A 20,927-nucleotide genomic window follows, 5' to 3' on the forward strand; every position below is an offset into this window, starting at 1 on the left:
CACATCGGCATGTGCAATGGTGTCGGACTGGCTTCTGGTTGTGAATGGTCAATGTCTGTCTGGGTAAAAGGCGGGCACTCAGCGCTCATCCAGCACCAAAGACGCCACACCGCACTGCAAGAAAGGGGGAGAGATGACAAAGCGTCTTGATGTGACCGAAAGACAAGTAACGGCGATCTGCAAAGGCGCTGAGAAAGCTGCACATATCCCTGAAATCCAAATTGGCAACGCATTCATCCGTTTGGTGCCAAAGGACTATGCCGACAATAAACAAGTTGACGATAAAGGAAAAGGCTATCTTTAATGCGCGCCATGCCAAGACCGCGCAAACCATATATTCAGAAAGAAATAACCAGACACGGTAAAACGGTCTGGTATTTTCGTCGTGGGAAAGAAAAGCGCATCCGTTTGCCGGGAGTGTTTGGATCTCCAGAGTTCAATGCGGCGTACGATGCGGCTGTTTCTGGTAAATCTGCCCCACAGAAGGCAATGGCGAAGCAAAATAGTCTTCGCTGGCTTGTCGATGAATATTACGCCAGTGGGCGATTTATGAGGCTTGCTGACGGCACGCAGCGCAATCAGAAGCAATTATATGAAAAAGTATGTGAGACAGGCGGCGATCTGAATTATCGCGCTATCGATAAACAGGCGGTAAGCGCCGGGATAGTTCGTCGTGAAGGCAATCTCTATGCAGCGAAGGCTTATCTCAACTGCATGAAAATATTGTTTCGGTATGCTCTGGAACGCGGCTTGATAGAAATCGATCCCACGGATGGCCTCACCGTCATACTTCCGAAAAGCGAAGGTCATCACACGTGGACGATGGAAGAAGTGGATCAGTTCGCCGCCCATCACCCGTTAGGCACTCAGGCACGGCTTGCGTTTGATATAATGCTGTATACGGGGTTGAGGATTTCAGACGCAATCCGCCTAGGTCCACAGCATATCAAAGATGGCCGGATAAACATCAAAGCTCAAAAGACAAAGATTGATGTTTCAATCCCGGTGCTGCCGCCGTTAGCCAGAAGCATTGCAGCGGCGAATATATCGAGCCTGCTGTTTTTAACGAACCGTAAGGGGAAAGCTTGGGATAGGCAAAACGCCAGCGCATGGTTTGTAAAGCAGTGTGTGGATGCCAATATAAAGGGTACTGCGCACGGGCTTAGAAAAGCTGGCGCGACATTGGCAGCAGAGAACGGGGCAACGCCACATGAGCTTGCTGCAATGTATGGATGGGCATCGACAAAGATGGCTGAGGTCTATACGAGGAAGGCAGATAAACAGCGCCTAGCGGAACGCGCCGCGAACAAGCTATTCCCGCACCAGTGATTTAGGTGCGGGGTTGAGTGGCGTAAAAGTCAACAAAAACAAGGCTGTAGTTTTATAGAACTACATTCGGTAGCAATGTCCGATTTCCCTGATGATATGCCGTTCTTCGGCGATGAAACACCAACTGACCGCGCCCCCGCGACAGGCAGCATTGCCGCACGCGCCATGGCAGCGCGCAACCAGCAACGTGGCGAACCTGATTATTTAAAGGGTCTCAACCCTGAACAGCGTCAGGCCGTCTTGACCACAGAGGGTCCGGTTCTGGTTCTCGCGGGTGCAGGCACTGGCAAAACCCGCGTTCTCACCACCCGCATTGCGCATATTCTGACAACCGGCCTCGCCTATCCGAGCCAGATTCTCGCCGTGACCTTCACCAACAAGGCTGCACGCGAGATGAAAGAGCGTATCGGCCATCTGGTTGGCGGCGCTGTGGAAGGTATGCCGTGGCTTGGCACGTTCCACTCCATCGGCGTAAAACTGCTGCGCCGCCACGCTGAACTGGTCAATCTCACATCTGATTTTACCATTCTTGATACGGATGATGTGATCCGCCTGATCAAACAGCTCATTCAGGCTGAAGGTCTGGATGACAAGCGCTGGCCTGCCCGCACCTTCGCCAATATGATCGATGGCTGGAAAAACAAGGGCTTTGGTCCTGCCGATATTCCGGAAGGCGATGCGCGTTCGTTTGGCAACGGAAAAGGCCGTGAACTTTATCAAGCCTATCAGGAACGGCTACGCACGCTGAACGCCTGTGACTTTGGTGATCTGCTGCTGCATCCGATCCGCATCTTCCGCAATCACCCGGATATCCTGCGCGAATACCACGCGAAATTCCGTTATATTCTGGTCGACGAATATCAGGATACCAACACCGCGCAATATATGTGGCTGCGGCTTCTCGCCCAGCGACCGCAATCGCGAAACGCAGCACCTGTGCCATTTGCGGCAGACGGCCCACAAGCGCCATCAGGCGCGAGCGAAAACAAAGTGAATCTGTGTTGCGTGGGCGATGACGATCAGTCGATCTATGGCTGGCGCGGTGCGGAAGTGGACAACATCCTCCGCTTTGACAAGGATTTTCCGGGTGCGGTCGTTATCAAGCTTGAACGTAACTATCGCTCGACGGCCCATATTCTGGGCGCCGCAGCACATCTGATTGCACACAATGAAGGCCGCCTCGGCAAGACGCTTTTCACGGAAGCGCCCAATCCAGACGATCCTCGGGTAAAAGTGCACGCGGCATGGGATTCCGAAGAAGAAGCCCGCGCCGTTGGCGAGGCCATCGAACAGGCGCAGCGTCAGGGCCATCTGCTCAACAATATGGCAATCCTCGTGCGTGCATCTTTCCAGATGCGCGAGTTCGAAGATCGCTTCGTCACGCTTGGCCTCAATTACCGGGTTATCGGCGGTCCGCGCTTCTATGAGCGCCTCGAAATCCGTGACGCCATGGCCTATATGCGCGTGGTTGCGCAGCCTGCCGACGATCTGGCACTTGAGCGCATCATCAACACACCAAAGCGTGGCCTTGGTGAAGCGGCAATCCGCCAGATTCACGATTATGCCCGTGCGCGCGACATCTCGATGTTTGCCGCTGCTTGTGATCTGGTTGAAACCGAAGAGTTAAAGCCAAAGCCACGTTCAGCGCTGCGCGAAGTGGTCGATAATTTCCGCCGCTGGCAGTCGCTTCTCGACAATACACCCCATACAGAACTTGCCGAAACCATTCTCGACGAGTCCGGCTACACCGCCATGTGGCAGAACGATAAGTCAGCAGAAGCGCCGGGACGCCTCGAAAACCTCAAGGAACTGATCCGTTCCATGGAAGACTACGAGAGCCTGCGCGGCTTTCTTGAACACGTTGCGCTCGTCATGGATGCCGAGAAAAATGAGGACATGGATGCCGTCAACATCATGACGCTGCATTCGGCTAAGGGTCTGGAATTTGAAACCGTCTTCCTGCCCGGCTGGGAAGAAGGGCTGTTTCCACATCAGCGCGCACTGGACGAAGGGGGGCGCTCAGGTCTCGAAGAAGAGCGCCGCCTCGCTTATGTTGGCGTCACGCGTGCCAAGAAAAACCTGCATATCTGGTTTGTTTCCAACCGCCGTATTCATGGCATGTGGCAATCGACCATCCCGTCACGCTTTCTGGAAGAGCTTCCTGAAGCACATGTCGAAGTGGCTGAAATGGAAGGCAATTACGGCGGTTATGGCAATAGCGGTTACGGGCAATCGCGCTTCGACAAGGCCGATCCGTTCCAGAACTCCTATTCGACACCCGGCTGGCAGCGCGCGCAGCAGAACCGCTCGGAAGCGACACGCAACAACTGGGGCTCGCGCTCCGGTGCCAATGTTGAACGCATTGGCTATGGCGAAACGGATTCAGGTTTCGGTGCGGGGCGTGGTTCTGTCAAAGGCCGTATGATTGACGGTGAACTGGTTGCAAAGTCGGTGGCTGACAAGCCGTCAGCCTTCTTCGTCGGCGACCGCGTGTTTCATATCAAATTTGGCAACGGAACAGTCGCGACAATCGATGGCAATAAGCTGACCATCGACTTTGACAAAGCCGGACAAAAGCGCGTTCTCGACAGCTTTGTTCAGCGCGCTTAAGTTTGAATAGACAGGGAGCCGGAGATTACTCCGGCTTTCCTTTTTCCCAGGTCACATCCCCCTTGAACAGCGGAACGGTTGAGAGTGCAGTCTTGGCCGAACCATCCTGAACCTGTGTCGCATGCGCGAGATAGAGCAGTGTGTTGTTTTTCTGGTCATAAATGCGGGTGATGACCAGCTTTTTCCAGATCAGGCTGGTGCGCTCCGAAAAGACGCGCTCTCCGCCTTTACCAAGCTTGATGTCACCAATCGTAATCGGGCCAGACTGCTCGCAGGAAATCGAGGCATTGGATGGGTTTTCAAACCAGTTGCCCTTCTGCAAACGGTCGATAACGCCGCGTGAAAACGACGCCAGATAACAGGTTACGCCCTTTACTTTCGGGTCCTGAACCGCATCAATCACAACATCATTGCCCAGCCAGTCAACGCCGACCTGACCAACTTCCTCCGCCGATACGGCAGCAGAAGCGCCAAGCAGCAGCATTGGAGCAACAAACAACCCGGCAAGCTTATTCAATTTAGACATGAGAAATCTCCAGCAACTTCAACCTGGAAAGTGGAGAAGCGGACGAGTCATTGCAAGAGAGCAATGCCTAAACGCTCCATTTTTCAAGAAAAGCTTCGATGTCAAGCGTCTGAATATCAGGGACTGCCTCATAAAGCTTTTCCACCGGCCAGTCCCACCAGCAAAGCGCGAGCAATCTTTCAATAATCTTATCATCAAAACGCTTGCGAATGACGCGGGCTGGAACACCACCCACAACGTGATATGGTGCCACATCTTTTGTCACCACGGCATTCGCGCCAATCACCGCGCCATGGCCGATGCGCACGCCCGGCGTAATGACGGCACCATGGCCAATCCACACATCATTGCCAATGGTGACGCGCTTTGCCTGCCGTCTGGCGCGGAATTCACCATCGACGCCCAGATAGCGAAAATATTCATTGGGCCGATAGCTCACCTTATGCGTGGTCAATCGTTCCATAGGATGCTCAAGCGCGTTAATCCGCACATTGGCAGCAATAGAGCAGAACTTGCCGATCTCGGCGTAAATGCCCTCACCGTTTCGCTCGAAATAGGTGAAGTCGCCAACCGTCACTTCACGCAAAATCACCCGCTCACCAATATCGGCATAACGACCGAGTTTTGACGATTTCAACTGGGCGGTCGAATGAATACGTGGTTCGCTATTCTGGAAGCGAAGGTCTTCACCCTGCGTCATTTCAAAACTTTCTGAAATCTTTGTACTCTGCTAGACTGACACGATCATTCCAACATAAGGTGCATCCGTTAAAGAAGCGCTGTCTTGTTGGAGATCGGCGAAGATCTACAAATAGCGCGCCTATGTGCGATAAATGCAAAACAAAATTCAAGGCTGACTGAATATGCAAAAATTCCTGCCCATCTTCATTGTTGCCTTCATCGTCGTGATCGTCGGCGCTGCTGGCTTCAACATGATCCGTGACAGAAATGCAGCAAACGAGCCATTTGGTGGCCCGTTCAACCTCGTCACCATGGACGGGAAGCCTTTTACCGAAAAAGACCTGCGCGCGACGCCGTCCGCCATTTTCTTTGGCTTCACCCATTGCCCGGATGTCTGTCCGACAACGCTTTACGAGCTGGATGGCTATTTGAAACAGCTTGGCCCGGAAGCCGCAGACATAAAAGCCTATTTCATTTCAGTTGACCCGGAGCGCGACACACAAGAAATCATGAAAACCTATGTGAGCAACGTGTCTGACCGTATTATCGGCATCACCGGCACACCTGAAAATGTTGCTGATGTGGTCAAGTCCTTCCACATCTATGCCAAGAAAGTTCCGACCGAAGACGGCGAATATACTGTCGATCACACGGCATCGGTGTTCCTTCTCGACAAGGGTGGACGCTTCCGCGGAACCATCGCTTATCAGGAAAACCCGGATACGGCTCTGGAAAAATTGAAGAATCTGGCCAAAGGCCGCACAAACGAGTAAACAGGGCTTCCAATTCGATTTCAGAGCTTATTATCCATGCCCCAGTCACGACTCTTCTTCTCGGCCGACAAGACGGAAGCCGAACGAATCTACAACATCCTCGAAGTCGCATTCGAGGATGACGGCTTTCCGGTCGCAATCACCGAGATTGATGAGGACCGCCAGATATTCGAAGTTTCCGTCTATACCGAAGATGAAGCGGATGAGCTTGCAGCCCGCATCGGTTCACTCGTAGGAAACGACAAGTTCGAAACAGAAGAACTCCCGGACATTGATTGGGTCACCCATTCACTCGAAGGCCTCAAGCCTGTTCGCGCAGGTCGTTTTTTCGTTCATGGCTCGCATGATCGCGACAAACTGCAATCCGCTGACATCCCGATTTTGATTGACGCGGGCTTGGCTTTTGGTACGGGCCACCACGGCACCACATCCGGTTGCCTTGAAATGATCGAAGAAGTGGTTGAGCGGGAGCATCCAACCAACGCGCTTGATCTGGGCACTGGCAGCGCTGTGCTGGCAATTGCGATCGCCAAGCTTGCACCGATCCCGGTTCTTGCCACCGATATTGATCCCATTGCCGTCACTGTCGCCGCTGAAAATACAGTTCTCAATAACGTAAGCGAACATGTCATCACCGCGACTGCTGAAGGTTTCGACCACCCGATCTTCCGCTCCTACACGCCGTTTGATCTGATCGTCGCCAATATTCTGGCCAATCCGCTGATTGAACTTGCACCGTCGTTGAAATCGCATCTGGCTCCAAGCGGCTCTATCATCCTGTCAGGCATTCTCGACAGCCAGCACGATATGGTGCTCGCCGCCTATCAGGCGCAGGGCCTCACACATATCAAAACGCTGCATCGTTCAGGCTGGGTCACAATTCATCTGAAATAACGCAGTTTCCTTATTTTTTACGAGTTACGCTCATGGCTTTTCAGACTTTTGATGTAACGACCGATCCGGCCAATGGCGCGCCACGCGTGGCTATGCTGCGTGAAAAACTTGCCGAACAAGGTCTCGACGGCTTTCTCGTTCCGCGTGCCGATGAGCATCAGGGCGAATATGTGCCGCCCCGTGCGCAGCGTCTCGGCTGGCTCACAGGCTTTACCGGTTCGGCAGGGGCAGCCCTTATCCTGAAAGATGCCGCCTATATTTTCATCGATGGGCGTTATGAGTTGCAGGTTCGCAATCAGACAGATGGCAACGTGTTTTCTTATGAAAGCCTTGTCACCAATCCGCCTGCAAGCTGGCTTCTTGAGCACGGCAAAGGTCTGACGATTGGCTTTGATCCATGGTTGCACACGATTTCCGAAGCAACAGCTTTGCGTGAAGCACTCGAAAATCAAGGCGGCAAACTTGTGCCGGTTGCGCATAATCTGGTTGATCTCATCTGGGATAATCAGCCAGAAGCCCCTCTTGCGCCCGTTACCATCCAGCCGGCCCGCTTTGCCGGACGTGAAGCGCAAGACAAGATCAAGGAGATGCAAAAAGCGGTAACAGCGGCGGGAGCAAGCGCAACCGTTCTAACCGACCCTTCATCGGTTGCCTGGGTGTTCAACATTCGCGGCAAGGATGTCTCCAACACACCTCTGCCATTAAGCTTTGCAATCATCCCGGCAGAGGGTGAGCCTGAACTCTTCATTGACGAGCGCAAGCTTGCCATTGAACCGCGCGCCTATCTCACACAGCTCGCCAAACTCTGTGAACCCGCCAAGTTGGAAGGCCACCTGAGCGCACGTGCAGCAAAGGGTGAAACCATTCTGCTTGATCCGGCACTTGCCGCTGAAAAGCTCCGCCTCGCGGTGGATGCTGCTGGCGGTCATGTCATTCATGGTAAAGACCCGGCCCGCCTGCCCCGCGCAATCAAGAACAAGGCCGAGCTTGACGGTTCTCGCGCAGCGCATGAACGTGACGGCGTGGCTATGGTCAACTTTCTGTCCTGGCTCGATGAACAAAACCCCGGCACGGTTGATGAAATCTCGGCGGCGCAAAAGCTGGAGCAAAGCCGCGACAAGGCTGGTCGCGATTTCCAGATGCCGCTCGAAGATATTTCATTTGATTCGATTTCCGGCGCAGGTCCCGACGGCGCGATCATCCATTACCGCGTTAACACGAACACCAATCGCAAGCTCAACGATGGCGAGTTGTATCTGATCGATTCCGGCGCACAATATCGCGATGGCACGACAGACATCACGCGCACAGTTGCAATCGGGACAGTGACGCCAGAAACGATCCGCTCTTTCACACTCGTTCTCAAAGGCATGATTGCGATCACCACCGCCCGTTTTCCAAAAGGGACGCGCGGACAGGACATTGATGTGCTGGCGCGTATCGCACTCTGGAAGCAGGGCTTCGACTACGCACACGGCACCGGTCATGGCGTCGGCAGTTATCTCTCTGTCCATGAAGGCCCGCAGAGCATTTCAAAAAAAGGCGCACACGAGCTTCTGCCCGGTATGATCCTTTCCAATGAACCGGGCTATTACAAGCCGGGCGCTTATGGCATCCGCATTGAAAACCTGATCATTGTAAAGGAAGCGGAAGTGCCCGCAGGCGGCGAACTGCCAATGATGAGCTTTGAGACGCTCACCTTCTGCCCCATCGACCGTCGCCTGATCGACAAATCACTGCTCACGCCGGAAGAGCTTGATTGGCTCAACGCCTACCATGTAAGCGTGCGTGAGAAGCTGATCGGCCATCTCGAAGGCGCTCAGGTCGAATGGCTGGAAAAAGCGACTGCGCCGCTTTAAGCCGGAAAGAAATGGCGCAGCGTGATTAACAGCGCTGCGCCCACAAAAAAACAGCGTCATCATACTGACGCGCAGCGAAAGCAGCAACATTTCAGCATCACCTATCAGAATGCGTGATGAATCGATGCATTATTCGGATGCTTGCGGAACAGTGCCTTCGATCTTCTTGATCCAGTCGATCAGTGGGCGTGCCTGCTCGGCAAATTTGACCAACCGATCGGCAAGGTCGGCGCGGGTAATGCTATCGGGATCGATTTCGAGGCGAACAGCAAAATGCCGGTTGCGAATGGCTTCAAGAAGATCTGCATCCGCTACAGTTTCAAAACCACGCGGCGTGCGCTTCAACCGATCATGATCGCTGATTTGCAGGCTATGCTTCTTAAGCTTTGCCACGACCGCACGATACGCATCCGGCTTTTCGGCAATCGCTTTGCGGATGGCTTGCAAAAGCTCTTTCTTCGGCCCCCACCATGCAACACCTGCATAGCAATCGCGCACACCCGGCAAACCGATACAGACATAAAAGCAGCCGCTTTCATCCCATTTTGTGCCCGAATTGGACAGAAGGGCCGACAGATGCCGGTTATACGGAGCCTTGTCATGAGAGAAGCGCGTGTCCCGCTTGATGCGGAACTGTGACTTCACACGATCACCCTTGAACGGCAATCCGGCCTTTTCAAAACGCGCCGTCAGTTCTTCAACCAGATCACCAAGCGGCCCTTTCAGATGCTCTTCAAACAGGTCCTTGTTTTCAACAAACCATTCGCGGTTTTGATGAAAATCGAGCGCCTTCAAGAACGGAATAGCCTTGTCGCCAAAGCCCTTGAACGGAGCCATCAGCCTTCTCCAACCAGTTGAAGCCACGCATCTTCATCAATGACTTCGATGCCAAGTTCCGATGCTTTTGCAAGCTTTGAGCCAGCCCCCGGCCCTGCCACAACAAGATCCGTCTTCTTGGAAACAGACCCTGCCGTCTTGGCACCGTGACGCTCGGCCATGGCTTTTGCTTCATCACGTGACATGCGCTCAAGGCTACCCGTAAACACCACTGTCTTGCCCTCAACCGGCGATCCGGTTGCCACGCGGGCAACTTCATCAAGAGGCGTGACTTCATCAAGCAACGCTTTCAAGACCTGCACGTTATGCGGCTCGGCATAAAAATCGACCACCGCTTCCGCCACAATCGAACCAATGCCTTCAACTGAAATGAGATCCTGCCAGGCTTCATTGCCTTTATCGCTTCGGTCCCCCTCTTTTGGCGGGACTGCGGTTTTGGCTGCCTCAGCAAACTTGTCATAGCTGAGATAAGCCTTGGCAAAGCGCTTGGCGTTCACTTCGCCGACATGCCGGATACCAAGACCAAACAGGAAGCGATGCAAGGCAATCTCACGTCGGCCATTGATTGCGTCATAGAGCTTCTTCACGGAAACCGCACCAAAGCCCTCAATATTTTCGAGTTTCTTGAGCGCCTTAGACTGACGAGCCTGTAGCGTGAAAATATCAACAGGGGATTTGATTTTCAGACTGTCATCGTCCGCATGGAAGAAGAACTCGACCTGCTTCTCGCCAAGGCCCTCAATATCGAAAGCATTGCGCGATACGAAATGGCGAATGCGCTCCACCACTTGCGCAGCACAGGTCAGACCACCTGTGCAACGATAAACCGCCTCACCCTCCTCGCGCACGGCATGACTGCCACAGACAGGACAAACATGCGGGAAATGGAACTCCTCAGCATCGGCGGGACGCTTTTCCAGCACCACATCGACAATCTGCGGAATAACATCGCCAGCACGCTGTACGATCACCGTATCGCCGATGCGAATGTCGTGACCATCCTCGCGAATACGTTCACCCTTGAGACCAATGCCCTTGATATAATCTTCATTATGCAGCGTGGCGTTGGTCACAACCACGCCACCAACAGTAATCGGCTCAAGGCGTGCAACGGGTGTCATTGCACCCGTCCGCCCGACCTGAACATCAATGTCGCGCAGAATGGTGGTTGCCTGTTCTGCCGGGAATTTGTGCGCTATCGCCCAGCGCGGACTGCGCGAGCGAAAGCCAAGCCGCGTTTGCAGATCCAGCCGATCCACCTTGTAGACAACACCGTCGATGTCGTAATCAAGCTTGGCGCGTTCAAGGCCAATCGCCCGATAATGCGCGATCAGCTCATCGGCACTGTGCATTCGTTTCGTTAACGGATTGACCGGAAAACCCCACTCACGAAAAACCTCGACCATGCCGTGTTGCGTATCCGCCGGCATCTCCGACATTTCGCCCCAGGCATAGGCAAAGAACCTGAGCTTGCGGCTGGCCGTCACTTTCGCATCCAACTGTCTCAACGACCCAGCGGCTGTGTTGCGCGGATTGACGTATGTTTGTTTGCCCTCGGCAACCATCTGCTCATTGAGCGCAAGGAAGTCGCTCTTGGCCATATAGACCTCGCCGCGCACTTCAACGACCGCCGGCACACCTGCCGGAAGCTTATTGGGAATCTCGCTGATGGTGCGGATATTGGCGGTTACATTTTCGCCAGTCGTGCCATCACCACGAGTCGCGGCACTGACAAGAACGCCATTTTCATAGCGAATCGACATGGAAAGCCCGTCAATCTTCGGCTCTGCGGTGAAGGCAATGGAATTATCCGGCAATTGCCCGAGAAAACGATAAACGCTGCCGACAAAATCGCGCACGTCTTCATCAGAAAACGCATTGCCAAGTGACAGCATCGGACGTGCATGAACGATTTGTGCGAATTTGGAAACAGGTGCTGACCCAACGCGCAAAGAAGGGCTATCAGGGCGTACCAGATGTGGAAAGCGCGCTTCAATAGCATCGTTAAGACGCTTCAGTGCATCATAATCCGCGTCCGAAATCTCCGGTCGGTCATTGGCATGATAAAGCTCATCATGATGAGCAATTTCACGCGCCAGCCGCTCCAGCTCTGCTGCTGCTTCAAGGTCGGTCAGTTTTTCGACGGAGATATCGGACATATGCGTGGCAAAACCTGCTGAATCAATTTTGCCCAACATAACCAAGAAATTGCGCCGCGCCTACAGCCACGCGTGGTTACGAACATGTGCTCCCCCTGACAGCGTTCTGTCAGGAGACAAGCGCATTGTTTTCAGCCAACAAACGCTCGGCTGCGGCACGCGCTTCATCGGTAATGCTGGCACCGGCCAGCATACGCGCAATTTCTTCCTGCCGCTCATCAACACCAATCGAACGGATTGATGTGGACATGCGATCTTCATTGGTCGCTGATTTCGCAATGAGGAAATGGGTCGATGCACGCGCGGCCACCTGTGGTGCATGGGTCACGGAAAGCACCTGCACGCGCGATGATAACCGCGCCAGACGCTGCCCAATTGCATCGGCAACCGCACCGCCCACACCCGTATCAATTTCGTCAAACACAAGCGTCGGAGCCGAACCGCGATCAGCCAATGCCACTTTGAGCGCCAGCAGGAAGCGCGAAAGCTCACCACCCGATGCAACCTTCATCATCGGGCCTGCACGTGTGCCCGGATTGGTGCGAACCCAGTATTCGACCGTATCAGTACCTTCCGCCGCCCGTGCATTGGTGTCGGTTGTCATTTCAACGATAAACTCGGCACGTTCCAGCTTCAATGCCGGAAGTTCGGCCATGACTGCCGCTTTGAGATGTTCAGCAGTGTCCTTGCGACGCTCTGACAAGACCTTCGCAGCAGCATCATAGGCTGCACATGTTTCTGTGGCCTGCGCTTCCAGCTGGGTCAGCTTTTCTGCACCGGCATCAAGATCAGCAAGATCAGCATCCATCTTATCGCGCAGTACGGGTAAACCCTCAACAGACACCGAATATTTGCGGGCGGCAGCTCTGAGCGCGAAAAGACGTTCTTCAACTTGTTCCAGCACGCGCGGATCAAAATCAATTTCGCGCATAGCGTGATCGATGCCGTCCTGCGCAAGCGCCAGGCTGTTGAGTGCTTCGTCTATCGCCTTGCAGACTGGCTCAAGCAGATGCGGCGCTTCCGGAATTTTACGCTCCAGACGACGAACAAGACTTGCCAGTGTCGGGACTGGCGAACCGTTACCCGACAGAAGCTCGCCTGCTTCGTTCACGTCGCCTGCAATCTTTTCCGACTTCATCATGATCGCGCGGCGCTCGGCAAGGTCATCTTCCTCGCCCGGCTGCGGATCGAGCTTGGTCAGTTCTTCAACCGATGAACGCAGATAATCGCCTTCGCGCTCGGCCTGCTCAACACGCGCGCGATGCTTCGACAAAGCATTTTCGGCATCGCGCCACGCTTTGTAGCGCTCGCGAACAGCAGCAGCCTCAGCATCAAGACCACCAAAAGCATCCAGCAATGTACGATGAAGATCGGTATCGATCAGCGCACGGTCGTCATGCTGACCATGGATTTCCACCAGCCGTTTGCCAAGCTCGCGCAACAGTGCAACGCTTGCCGCCTGATCATTGATGAAAACGCGTGTGCGGCCGTCCCCCATCTGAAGACGGCGCAGGATGACGTCACCGTCATCATCAAAACCATTTTCGCTAAGGAACTTGCGGGCGGGATGCCCAACCGGCACATCGAATACGGCAGTTACCTGCCCCTGATCTGCGCCGTGACGCACCAGAGAAGCGTCGCCGCGTGCACCAAGGGCAAGCGACAACGAATCAAGCAGAATCGATTTACCAGCGCCGGTCTCGCCCGTAAGCACGGACAAGCCGGTCTTGAACTCGATGTCGAGCCTTTCAATCAGAACAATATCGCGGATCGACAGGTGCGACAGCATGCAGGTATCGGCTTAATTGCCGCCTGTGATCAGCGACGAAGCCTTGGCCAGCCACGAACCACCGTTTTCGCGCGGCTCAAGACCGCCGCTCTGTAGAAGCTTGTAGCTATCCTTATACCAACGGCTGTCCGGGAAGTTCTTGCCAAGCACCGACGCTGCCATCTGCGCTTCCGACGTCAGACCAAGCGCATAATAGGCTTCGACCAGACGAGCCAGTGCTTCTTCGACCTGACGAGTGTTGGAATATTCCTCAACCACCAGACGGAAGCGCTTGATTGCAGCAAGATATTCCTTGCGCTCAAGATAATAACGACCGACCTGCATTTCCTTGCCAGCAAGCTGATCGCGGGCAACGCGGATCTTGGTCTTCGCATCATCAACATATTCGGAATTCGGAAAACGATCGACCACTTCCTGCATCGCAGCAATGGCACGGCGGCTTGCAGCCTGATCGCGTGTCACGTCAGGGATCTGACGGAAATAGCTCAAACCAATAATGTAATAGGCATAAGCCGATTCAGGCGATGTCGGGTAAAGCGTGTTGTAACGCTTGGCCATGCTGATCGCTTCTTCATAATTACCCTGACGGTAATTGGTGAAGGCAGCCATAACGAGCGATTTACGCGCCCATTCAGTATAAGGGTGCTGACGATCAACCGCCGCAAACTTCTTTGCAGCTTCGCCAAGTCGTCCTGCATCAAGGTTTGCGAGGCCTTCATTATAAAGCTTATCCGCCGGATCGATCGTTTCCACATATTTGGTCAGATCAATATCGTCGTTTTTGCTGGCACATCCCGCAAGCGGAACAAAAACGGCAAGAGCGCTGGCAATCAGCGCGGTTTTCGTCTTCACCGGGAAATTCGAACTCGTCATGCGGTCTCCGGCCATCTGGCAACGTCTTTTCTGTCTGGAGCAACGTAAACATGTGCGTTCACGATTTTCTCCATTCTTCCCAATACATCAGCATCAGCACATAGGTAAACATAGCCGAGGCTGTTTTGGCAGTTCATAAACCACATGCTGGCGAAATCGGCAATCGTCTAGCTGATCAATCGTCAGAAATTGGCCTTAAACTACGGTCTGAAACTGTATCTATGCAAACCAATGGCTTTATCCTCACCAAATACGGAGGCTTGGCTGTCAGTTCATCATGAGTCTAACGACTCAACAGAAGAAAACCCGTCGATCACGGCCCAATTATGGCCATGAACGCCGACCTGCTCCACATGAGTTTCAAAGCGCCCAGGGTGCGGCAATATTAGGCTGAAGTGCAACCATATCCGAGCTGTCAGCATTGCGACGCACGCCACTGGCCTCAACAATATCGTAATTTGACTTATCGGCCAGAAGGGCCTTCACCGTCTCCGCATTCAATCGATGCCCGCCACGATACGAGCGGAAGCAACCAATAAAAGGCAGACCGGCCAGCGCCAGATCACCCACCGCGTCCAGCGTCTTATGGCGCACGAACTCATCCGTAAAACGCAAACCACCCGGATTGATAACCGAATTGTCGTCGCCAATGACAAGTGAATTGTCGAGCGACGATCCAAGTGCAAGACCAGCCGCCCACAACCGCTCGACATCTTTCATAAAGCCAAACGTACGTGCGGTGGATATGTCTTTTCTAAATATCACTTCATTGATATCGTTGGCATATTTCTGACGCCCGATCAGCGGACATTCAAAATCGATCTCGACTTCGTAGCGCGTACCCGAATAGGGCTGAAATTCACCCCACGAACCGCCAGCTTCGACGCGCACGGTTTTCAGAATGCGGATAAACCGGCGCTTGGCTTCCTGCGTGACAATACCCGCCTCATCGAATGCATCGATAAAACGCGCCGACGTGCCATCAAGAATAGGCACTTCCGGGCCTTCAACTTCAACAATCATGTTGTCGATGCCAAGGGCTGCTATCGCTGCCATCAAATGCTCGACGGTATTGATTCTCGCCTCTTTCGGTCCAAGAGCCGTACAGAGATCCGTCGCGCCGATTTCGGATGCATGCGCACGTATTGCGGGCGCTTCCTCGATGTCGGAGCGCTGAAATATAATTCCTGTGTTGGCGTCGGCTGGAACGAATGTCACCGATGCATGTGCGCCACCATGGACACCCACACCGGACAAAGTCAGCACACGACCGATTGTCTTTTGATAAACGCTCAAAACAGGTCCAATCTATTCTTCATAAGTGCAGTCTGCTTAACCACAATCCAGCAGACCACCAGCCTCGCATCTTGACGCCGCTGGCTTCCGTCATGCTCTCTTTAATATAAAGAGATATGGCAAAATTAGTGGCAGATACACATAAGCAACCCGCATCTTTATACGAATTTATTGTCTATAAATAATGAGTGCCTCCTGGCATTCAAAATCACGCTTTCTTACAAAATTTAACGTATACCCCCAACAAAAAAGCCGCAGGATATATCCTGCGGCTTTGATTTTTAACACGGGGTCAGATGATCAGTTCGACTGACGGCGCAGGAATGCCGGAATTTCGAGCTGGTCTTCTTCCGAAGCAGCACGTGGCTGCGGACGGCCCTGATCGTCAAGCTGGCCACGACGTGGCGCATAGATCGACGCATCCTGCTGCATTGGGCGGCGCTGTTCTGGCTGGCGCATTGCAGGTTCACGATGCGCTGGTTCCAAACGTGCAGCTGGCTGCTCTTCTTCACGGCGCGTCAGACCACGGGTCAGGCGGGAAAGCAGACCCATTGGGCCGCGTTCTTCATGAACAGGCTGCTGCGGCGCTGCACGGCGTGCATTGATTTCAGCCTGTGCTACAGGCGGGAAATCCGAAACAGCTGGCATACGTGGAGCAGGACGTGGCTCGCGAACAGGCTCTGAATGCATTTGCTGTGGCTGCTGATAAGCCTGTGGCTGCATAGCCTGAGCCGTTGCCTGATTGTTCATCATCTGCGGCTGTGGAGCGGCTGGACGTGCAACAGGTGCGCGCTCGAAGCTGTCAGCGGCTGGCGCCTGGAAAATGCGGCTCTGCGGACGGAATTCAGGAGTTGCCGAAGCTGCTGGAGCAGCAGGCGTTGCCGGAATTTCGTTTTCAATCGACTGAGCCGCAGGCTCGGCCTGGCGTGGCTGTTCAACAACCGGAGGACGCAGAGCGCCGTGCGGAGCCATCGGCTTGGTCTGGGCAGCAGGCTTTACCGGTTGGCGAAATTCCAGCGGCGCAGGCGCCGCATCTCCAATCTGCTTGTCGATGCCAGTCGCAACAACGGATACACGGATGACGCCTTCGAGGCCTTCATCAAAGGTGGCGCCGAGAATGATGTTGGCTTCTGGATCAACTTCTTCGCGGATACGGGTTGCAGCTTCATCGACTTCAAACAGCGTCATGTCGCGGCCACCGGTGATCGAGATCAGAAGACCCTTCGCACCGCGCATCGAGGTTTCATCAAGCAGCGGATTGGCAATTGCAGCTTCAGCAGCAGCCATCGCACGGCCTTCGCCTGACGCTTCGCCTGTACCCATCATCGCCTTGCCCATTTCGCGCATGACCGAGCGAACGTCAGCAAAGTCGAGGTTGATAAGACCTTCCTTGACCATCAGATCGGTGATGCAGGCAACACCCGAATAAAGCACCTGGTCGGCCATTGCGAACGCATCGGCGAAAGTGGTCTTGTCATTGGCAATGCGGAAGAGGTTCTGGTTTGGAATGACGATCAGTGTATCAACATTCTTCTGCAGTTCTTCGATGCCCAGCTCAGCCGTCTTCATGCGGCGAGCACCTTCGAAATGGAAAGGCTTGGTAACAACGCCAACGGTGAGGATACCGCGTTCGCGTGCAGCGCGTGCCACAACAGGAGCAGCACCCGTGCCGGTACCGCCGCCCATACCAGCAGTAACAAAGCACATATGTGTGCCATTGAGGTGATCGACGATTTCGTCAATGCACTCTTCAGCAGCCGCACGACCAACTTCCGGCTGCGAGCCAGCGCCCAGACCTTCGGTGACAGCTGCACCAAGCTGGATCATGCGTTCGGACTTCGACATCGTCAAAGCCTGCGCGTCAGTGTTGGCCACAACAAAATCCACACCGCGCAGACCGGCATTGATCATGTTGTTGACCGCATTGCCGCCGCCGCCGCCAACACCAAATACGGTGATGCGAGGCTTGAGCTCGGTGATGTCCGGCTTTTGCAAATTAATGGTCATGGTTCTCGTTCCTCTTAAGCCTCTCACCGCTTCGCCGCCGCGGTGCTAATTGGTTATTACGCTGATGGTTACGCCCACATCACGCAATCAAATCACTCAATGTGTACTCAAAAACTCTCTTTCAGCCATTGGCTGACACGTTGAATTCGCCCCCCCGTACCGGTCATAAGACCGGAGGAAGCTGCTTTCACCGACCGCTCTTCAATACCTGCCACCTGGGGGTAAATCAGAAGCCCAACGGTCGCGGAGAAAGCCGCACCCTTAGCCGCCTCTGGCAATCCTGCTATGCCTAGCGGACGCCCGATGCGTACATTCCTTGCAAGAATCCGCCTGGCAGCTTCCGGCATTCCCGGCAACTGGCTTGCGCCACCGGTCAACACCACACGCTTACCAACAATATGGCCGAGGCCCGACTGGTTCAGCCTGTCGCGAACCAGTTCCAGCGTTTCTTCCACACGTGCACGGATGATCCGCGTCAAAACCGAACGCGGATATTGATTGGGTACATCACGCTCGTCATCGCCAATGGGCGGCACCGAGATGAGGTCTCGGTCGTCAGCTGCACTTGGCAGCGCCGAACCATACATAACCTTGAGACGTTCAGCATCTTCCATACGCGTAGAGAAGCCGCGCGCCACGTCCATCGTGACATGCGATCCACCGATAGCGACAGCATCAGCGTGAATGAACTTGCCTTCGGAGAACACGGAGATCGTTGTTGTGCCGCCGCCCATATCGATGCAGGCCGCACCCATTTCAGCTTCATCACCCACGAGAGCGGCAAGGCCGCTCGCATAAGGCGTGGCAACGATTGCTTCAACGGAAAGATGGCAACGATTGACGCAAAGCTCAAGATTACGCAAGGGTGCTGCATCAGCCGTCAACACATGCATATCAACGCCAAGGCTGTCACCCAGCATGCCAAGCGGATCGCGAATGCCGCGTTCTCCGTCAAGCGTGTAACCGACGGGCAGCGAATGCACGAGGTGGCGTTCGGCAGCAAGCGCCTGCTTGGCACCAGCGGCCAGCACGCGGCGAATGTCAGTCTGCTCAACTTCATGACCGCCAAGATTAACGCTTGCGGTAAAGGTTTCGCTCTTGAGACGTCCTGCGGAAATATTGACGATCAGACTGTCGACGGTCAAACCGGCCATACGTTCAGCAGCATCAACCGCAAGGCGTATCGACTGTTCTGCGGCATCAAGATCGATAATGACACCGGACTTCACACCGCGCGAACGCTGATGACCAATGCCAAGAACTTCCATGCGATGCGTGCGCCCCGGAAGAAGCACACCGCTTTCATGCGGACGCAAGCGTGCAATCACGCAAGAGACCTTGCTTGAACCAACATCCAGAACGGTCAGTAGGCGCACCTTGCGCCCTGCCCCTCCAGCCTGTGTTGAACTTTTTCCGCCAAGAATACTCATACGCGCTTCCCCGTGCGGGCTAATTCTTTCTTACGATCAGCCAAGAACTTCTGGCGCTGCTCCATACCGCTTGCCGTCAACTGAACCGTAACACGATCATCAAGACGCATATCGACCGATGCGATATCGCGGGACAGAAGATGTTTTTCCCCATCAAGGCGTTCAATTTCCGCAAGAGCCTTCATCGGCTCATCTTCCGGCAGCATGATGCGAACGCCGTTTTCCAGCAGCAAATCCCACCGACGATCCGCAACCCGGATATAGGCCCGAACCTTGGAAGCCAAAGCAGGATAAGCCGCAACCTCGTCCACAAAACCCTTAACGCGCTTTTCAGCGCCTTCACCCACCACAAGCGGGAGAGCATTGTAACGACCCGGACGGAATGGAACGATTGTGTCGCCCGCCGAATCAATCAGCGAAAGCTCCTGACCATTCTGCCAGACGGCGAAGGCCTTGCGCTCTTCCAACGAAACCAGCAGCGTGCCCGGATAAACCTTGCGCACTTCAGCGCTCTCAACCCAAGGCAGCTTGGCAATCGCCTGACGCGCACTTTCCGCACTCAGGCCGATCAAAGAGGTCTCGCCGTCCAGTTCAAGCTGACCCAGAATATCAATATCTGACGTTTCGCTGTTACCAACGACCTTCACGTTTTCAATAGCAAAACCGAAAGTCGAAGCCGTCGCCTTGATCATATTCTCGGAATGTCCACCAAGCACCATGCCATAGATGCCGGTTGCACCAAGAAAGCTGAGCATACCAATCGTACCGGCATAACGCGGAACATTGATATTGCCCTGAAACATACGGACAGCAAAGCGGAACGGCTTGCGCAGAAAGCGCGGCAGAACAAAGGCCGCACCCGATGCATCCCGCATCGCGCCCGAACGCCTGTATTCATGTGATCTGCCGTTTAACGCAAACAAGACGCGTCCTCCACCATCCAACTCAACAATTCACCAAAAGAGATACCTGCCGTCTTCGCGATGTCAGGTACGAGCGAGGTAGGAGTCATGCCCGGCTGAGTATTCACTTCCAGCCAGATAACTTCGCCTTCTTCAGAAAAACGATCATCGAAACGGAAGTCTGATCTGCTTACGCCCCGACACCCGATTGCCCGATGCGCCGTAAGGGCCATTGTTTGTATTTTTTGGTAAATATTTGGTAAAATTTTTGCCGGACATACGTGAGTTGATGCGCCAGGCACGTATTTTGAATCAAAATCGTAGAACTGATGCCCCACCGGAATGATCTCGCAGACATCCATCACGCGATCACCCATCACCGCGCAGGTCAACTCACGGCCGGGGATGTATTTTTCAACCAGAACTTCGGCACCATAATTCCATTCGGCAGAGCCGATGATCTGCGGCGCATGCGTCTGGTCTTCCTTGACGATAACAACACCGAAGCTGGAGCCTTCACGCACAGGCTTGACGACGTAAGGAGGCTGCATAGGGTGCTCGGAACCAATATCAAAACGGTTCATGAGACGCGAAGGCGCAACCGTGACGCCGGCCGCAGCAGCAACCTTTTTGGCGCGATCCTTGTCCATGGCAAGCGCTGAAGCCAACACGCCAGAATGCGTGTAAGGAATTTGAAGATATTCAAGAATCCCCTGAATAGTACCGTCTTCACCAAACGGACCATGCAGCGCATTAAACACCACATCAGGCTTCAATTCAGCAAGAACGCTTGCAACATTACGATCAACATCAATGCGCGTGACGCGATAGCCGCATTCTTCGAGGGTCGCAGCACAGGCAGTACCCGACGAAAGACTGACCGGACGCTCTGATGAGAAACCGCCCATCAAAACGGCAACATGCTTTACAGCCTTCTGTCCAGCCATGTCAGTCATCCCCTC

17 protein-coding genes are annotated in these 20,927 nt (G+C 54.1%); 6 read left to right on the forward strand and 11 right to left on the reverse strand.

The genetic code is table 11. From position 1 onward, the window contains the following. Positions 1-133 precede the first annotated feature (133 nt). From VBH83_RS10250 to VBH83_RS10260, 3 genes are all read left to right on the forward strand, one after another. On the forward strand, positions 134-304 hold the full coding sequence (locus VBH83_RS10250; protein ID WP_396997537.1) for a hypothetical protein: 171 nt from the start codon (positions 134-136) through the stop codon (positions 302-304). Beyond that, positions 304-1,329: a tyrosine-type recombinase/integrase gene (locus VBH83_RS10255; RefSeq protein ID WP_396997539.1), complete on the forward strand. Its 1,026-nt coding sequence runs from the start codon at positions 304-306 to the stop codon at positions 1,327-1,329. The genes VBH83_RS10250 and VBH83_RS10255 overlap by 1 nt, the downstream gene beginning before the upstream one ends. Positions 1,330-1,404: 75 nt before the next feature. Beyond that, positions 1,405-3,939, forward strand: coding sequence for an ATP-dependent helicase (locus tag VBH83_RS10260; protein WP_265985404.1), 2,535 nt, complete (start codon positions 1,405-1,407; stop codon positions 3,937-3,939). Positions 3,940-3,964: 25 nt separating this feature from the next. Here VBH83_RS10260 and VBH83_RS10265 read toward each other — a convergent pair whose 3' ends face one another. Then, positions 3,965-4,465 carry a CreA family protein gene (locus VBH83_RS10265; RefSeq protein ID WP_396997541.1) on the reverse strand — a complete coding sequence of 167 codons (501 nt, stop codon included), beginning with the start codon at positions 4,463-4,465 and terminating at the stop codon, positions 3,965-3,967. A gap of 67 nt (positions 4,466-4,532) precedes the next feature. Beyond that, complete coding sequence (locus VBH83_RS10270; RefSeq protein ID WP_396997543.1) at positions 4,533-5,165, reverse strand: DapH/DapD/GlmU-related protein; 633 nt, start codon at positions 5,163-5,165, stop codon at positions 4,533-4,535. A gap of 163 nt (positions 5,166-5,328) precedes the next feature. Between VBH83_RS10270 and VBH83_RS10275 the strand changes: the two genes are divergently transcribed. From VBH83_RS10275 to VBH83_RS10285, 3 genes are read left to right on the forward strand one after another with little or no spacing between them, the layout of a single operon-like run. After that, positions 5,329-5,919, forward strand: coding sequence for an SCO family protein (locus VBH83_RS10275; protein ID WP_265985407.1), 591 nt, complete (start codon positions 5,329-5,331; stop codon positions 5,917-5,919). 36 nt (positions 5,920-5,955) lie between these two features. After that, positions 5,956-6,813 (forward strand): 50S ribosomal protein L11 methyltransferase, encoded by an 858-nt coding sequence (locus VBH83_RS10280; RefSeq protein WP_265985408.1) that lies wholly within the window; start codon positions 5,956-5,958, stop codon positions 6,811-6,813. Positions 6,814-6,845: 32 nt separating this feature from the next. Next, complete coding sequence (locus VBH83_RS10285) at positions 6,846-8,672, forward strand: aminopeptidase P family protein (RefSeq protein ID WP_396997546.1); 1,827 nt, start codon at positions 6,846-6,848, stop codon at positions 8,670-8,672. A 129-nt stretch (positions 8,673-8,801) separates the two neighbouring features. Here the strand turns inward: VBH83_RS10285 and VBH83_RS10290 are convergent, their stop codons facing one another. From VBH83_RS10290 to VBH83_RS10330, 9 genes are all read right to left on the reverse strand, one after another. After that, the gene (locus VBH83_RS10290) at positions 8,802-9,509 is read right to left on the reverse strand and encodes a DUF2461 domain-containing protein (protein ID WP_396997548.1); all 708 of its coding nucleotides are present in this window, start codon (positions 9,507-9,509) and stop codon (positions 8,802-8,804) included. Beyond that, positions 9,509-11,668: an NAD-dependent DNA ligase LigA gene (gene ligA / locus VBH83_RS10295; RefSeq protein WP_396997550.1), complete on the reverse strand. Its 2,160-nt coding sequence runs from the start codon at positions 11,666-11,668 to the stop codon at positions 9,509-9,511. Before ligA ends, VBH83_RS10290 begins: the two co-directional genes overlap by 1 nt. 109 nt (positions 11,669-11,777) lie before the next feature. Beyond that, positions 11,778-13,457 (reverse strand): DNA repair protein RecN, encoded by a 1,680-nt coding sequence (gene recN, locus VBH83_RS10300; protein WP_396997552.1) that lies wholly within the window; start codon positions 13,455-13,457, stop codon positions 11,778-11,780. A 12-nt stretch (positions 13,458-13,469) separates the two neighbouring features. After that, positions 13,470-14,330 carry an outer membrane protein assembly factor BamD gene (locus VBH83_RS10305; RefSeq protein ID WP_265985413.1) on the reverse strand — a complete coding sequence of 287 codons (861 nt, stop codon included), beginning with the start codon at positions 14,328-14,330 and terminating at the stop codon, positions 13,470-13,472. A 360-nt stretch (positions 14,331-14,690) separates the two neighbouring features. Continuing rightward, positions 14,691-15,626, reverse strand: coding sequence for a UDP-3-O-acyl-N-acetylglucosamine deacetylase (gene lpxC / locus VBH83_RS10310; protein ID WP_265985415.1), 936 nt, complete (start codon positions 15,624-15,626; stop codon positions 14,691-14,693). Between the two features lie 300 nt (positions 15,627-15,926). Further along, complete coding sequence (gene ftsZ, locus VBH83_RS10315; protein WP_396997555.1) at positions 15,927-17,633, reverse strand: cell division protein FtsZ; 1,707 nt, start codon at positions 17,631-17,633, stop codon at positions 15,927-15,929. A gap of 107 nt (positions 17,634-17,740) precedes the next feature. Further along, positions 17,741-19,063 carry a cell division protein FtsA gene (gene ftsA / locus VBH83_RS10320; RefSeq protein ID WP_265985417.1) on the reverse strand — a complete coding sequence of 441 codons (1,323 nt, stop codon included), beginning with the start codon at positions 19,061-19,063 and terminating at the stop codon, positions 17,741-17,743. Further along, positions 19,060-19,986, reverse strand: coding sequence for a cell division protein FtsQ/DivIB (locus VBH83_RS10325; protein ID WP_396997557.1), 927 nt, complete (start codon positions 19,984-19,986; stop codon positions 19,060-19,062). Before VBH83_RS10325 ends, ftsA begins: the two co-directional genes overlap by 4 nt. Further along, the gene (locus VBH83_RS10330) at positions 19,974-20,912 is read right to left on the reverse strand and encodes a D-alanine--D-alanine ligase (protein ID WP_396997559.1); all 939 of its coding nucleotides are present in this window, start codon (positions 20,910-20,912) and stop codon (positions 19,974-19,976) included. The genes VBH83_RS10325 and VBH83_RS10330 overlap by 13 nt, the downstream gene beginning before the upstream one ends. Positions 20,913-20,927 lie beyond the last annotated feature (15 nt).

It is taken from the genome of Ochrobactrum sp. S1502_03, from assembly GCF_044435015.1.
GTDB lineage: Bacteria > Pseudomonadota > Alphaproteobacteria > Rhizobiales > Rhizobiaceae > Brucella > Brucella chromiisoli.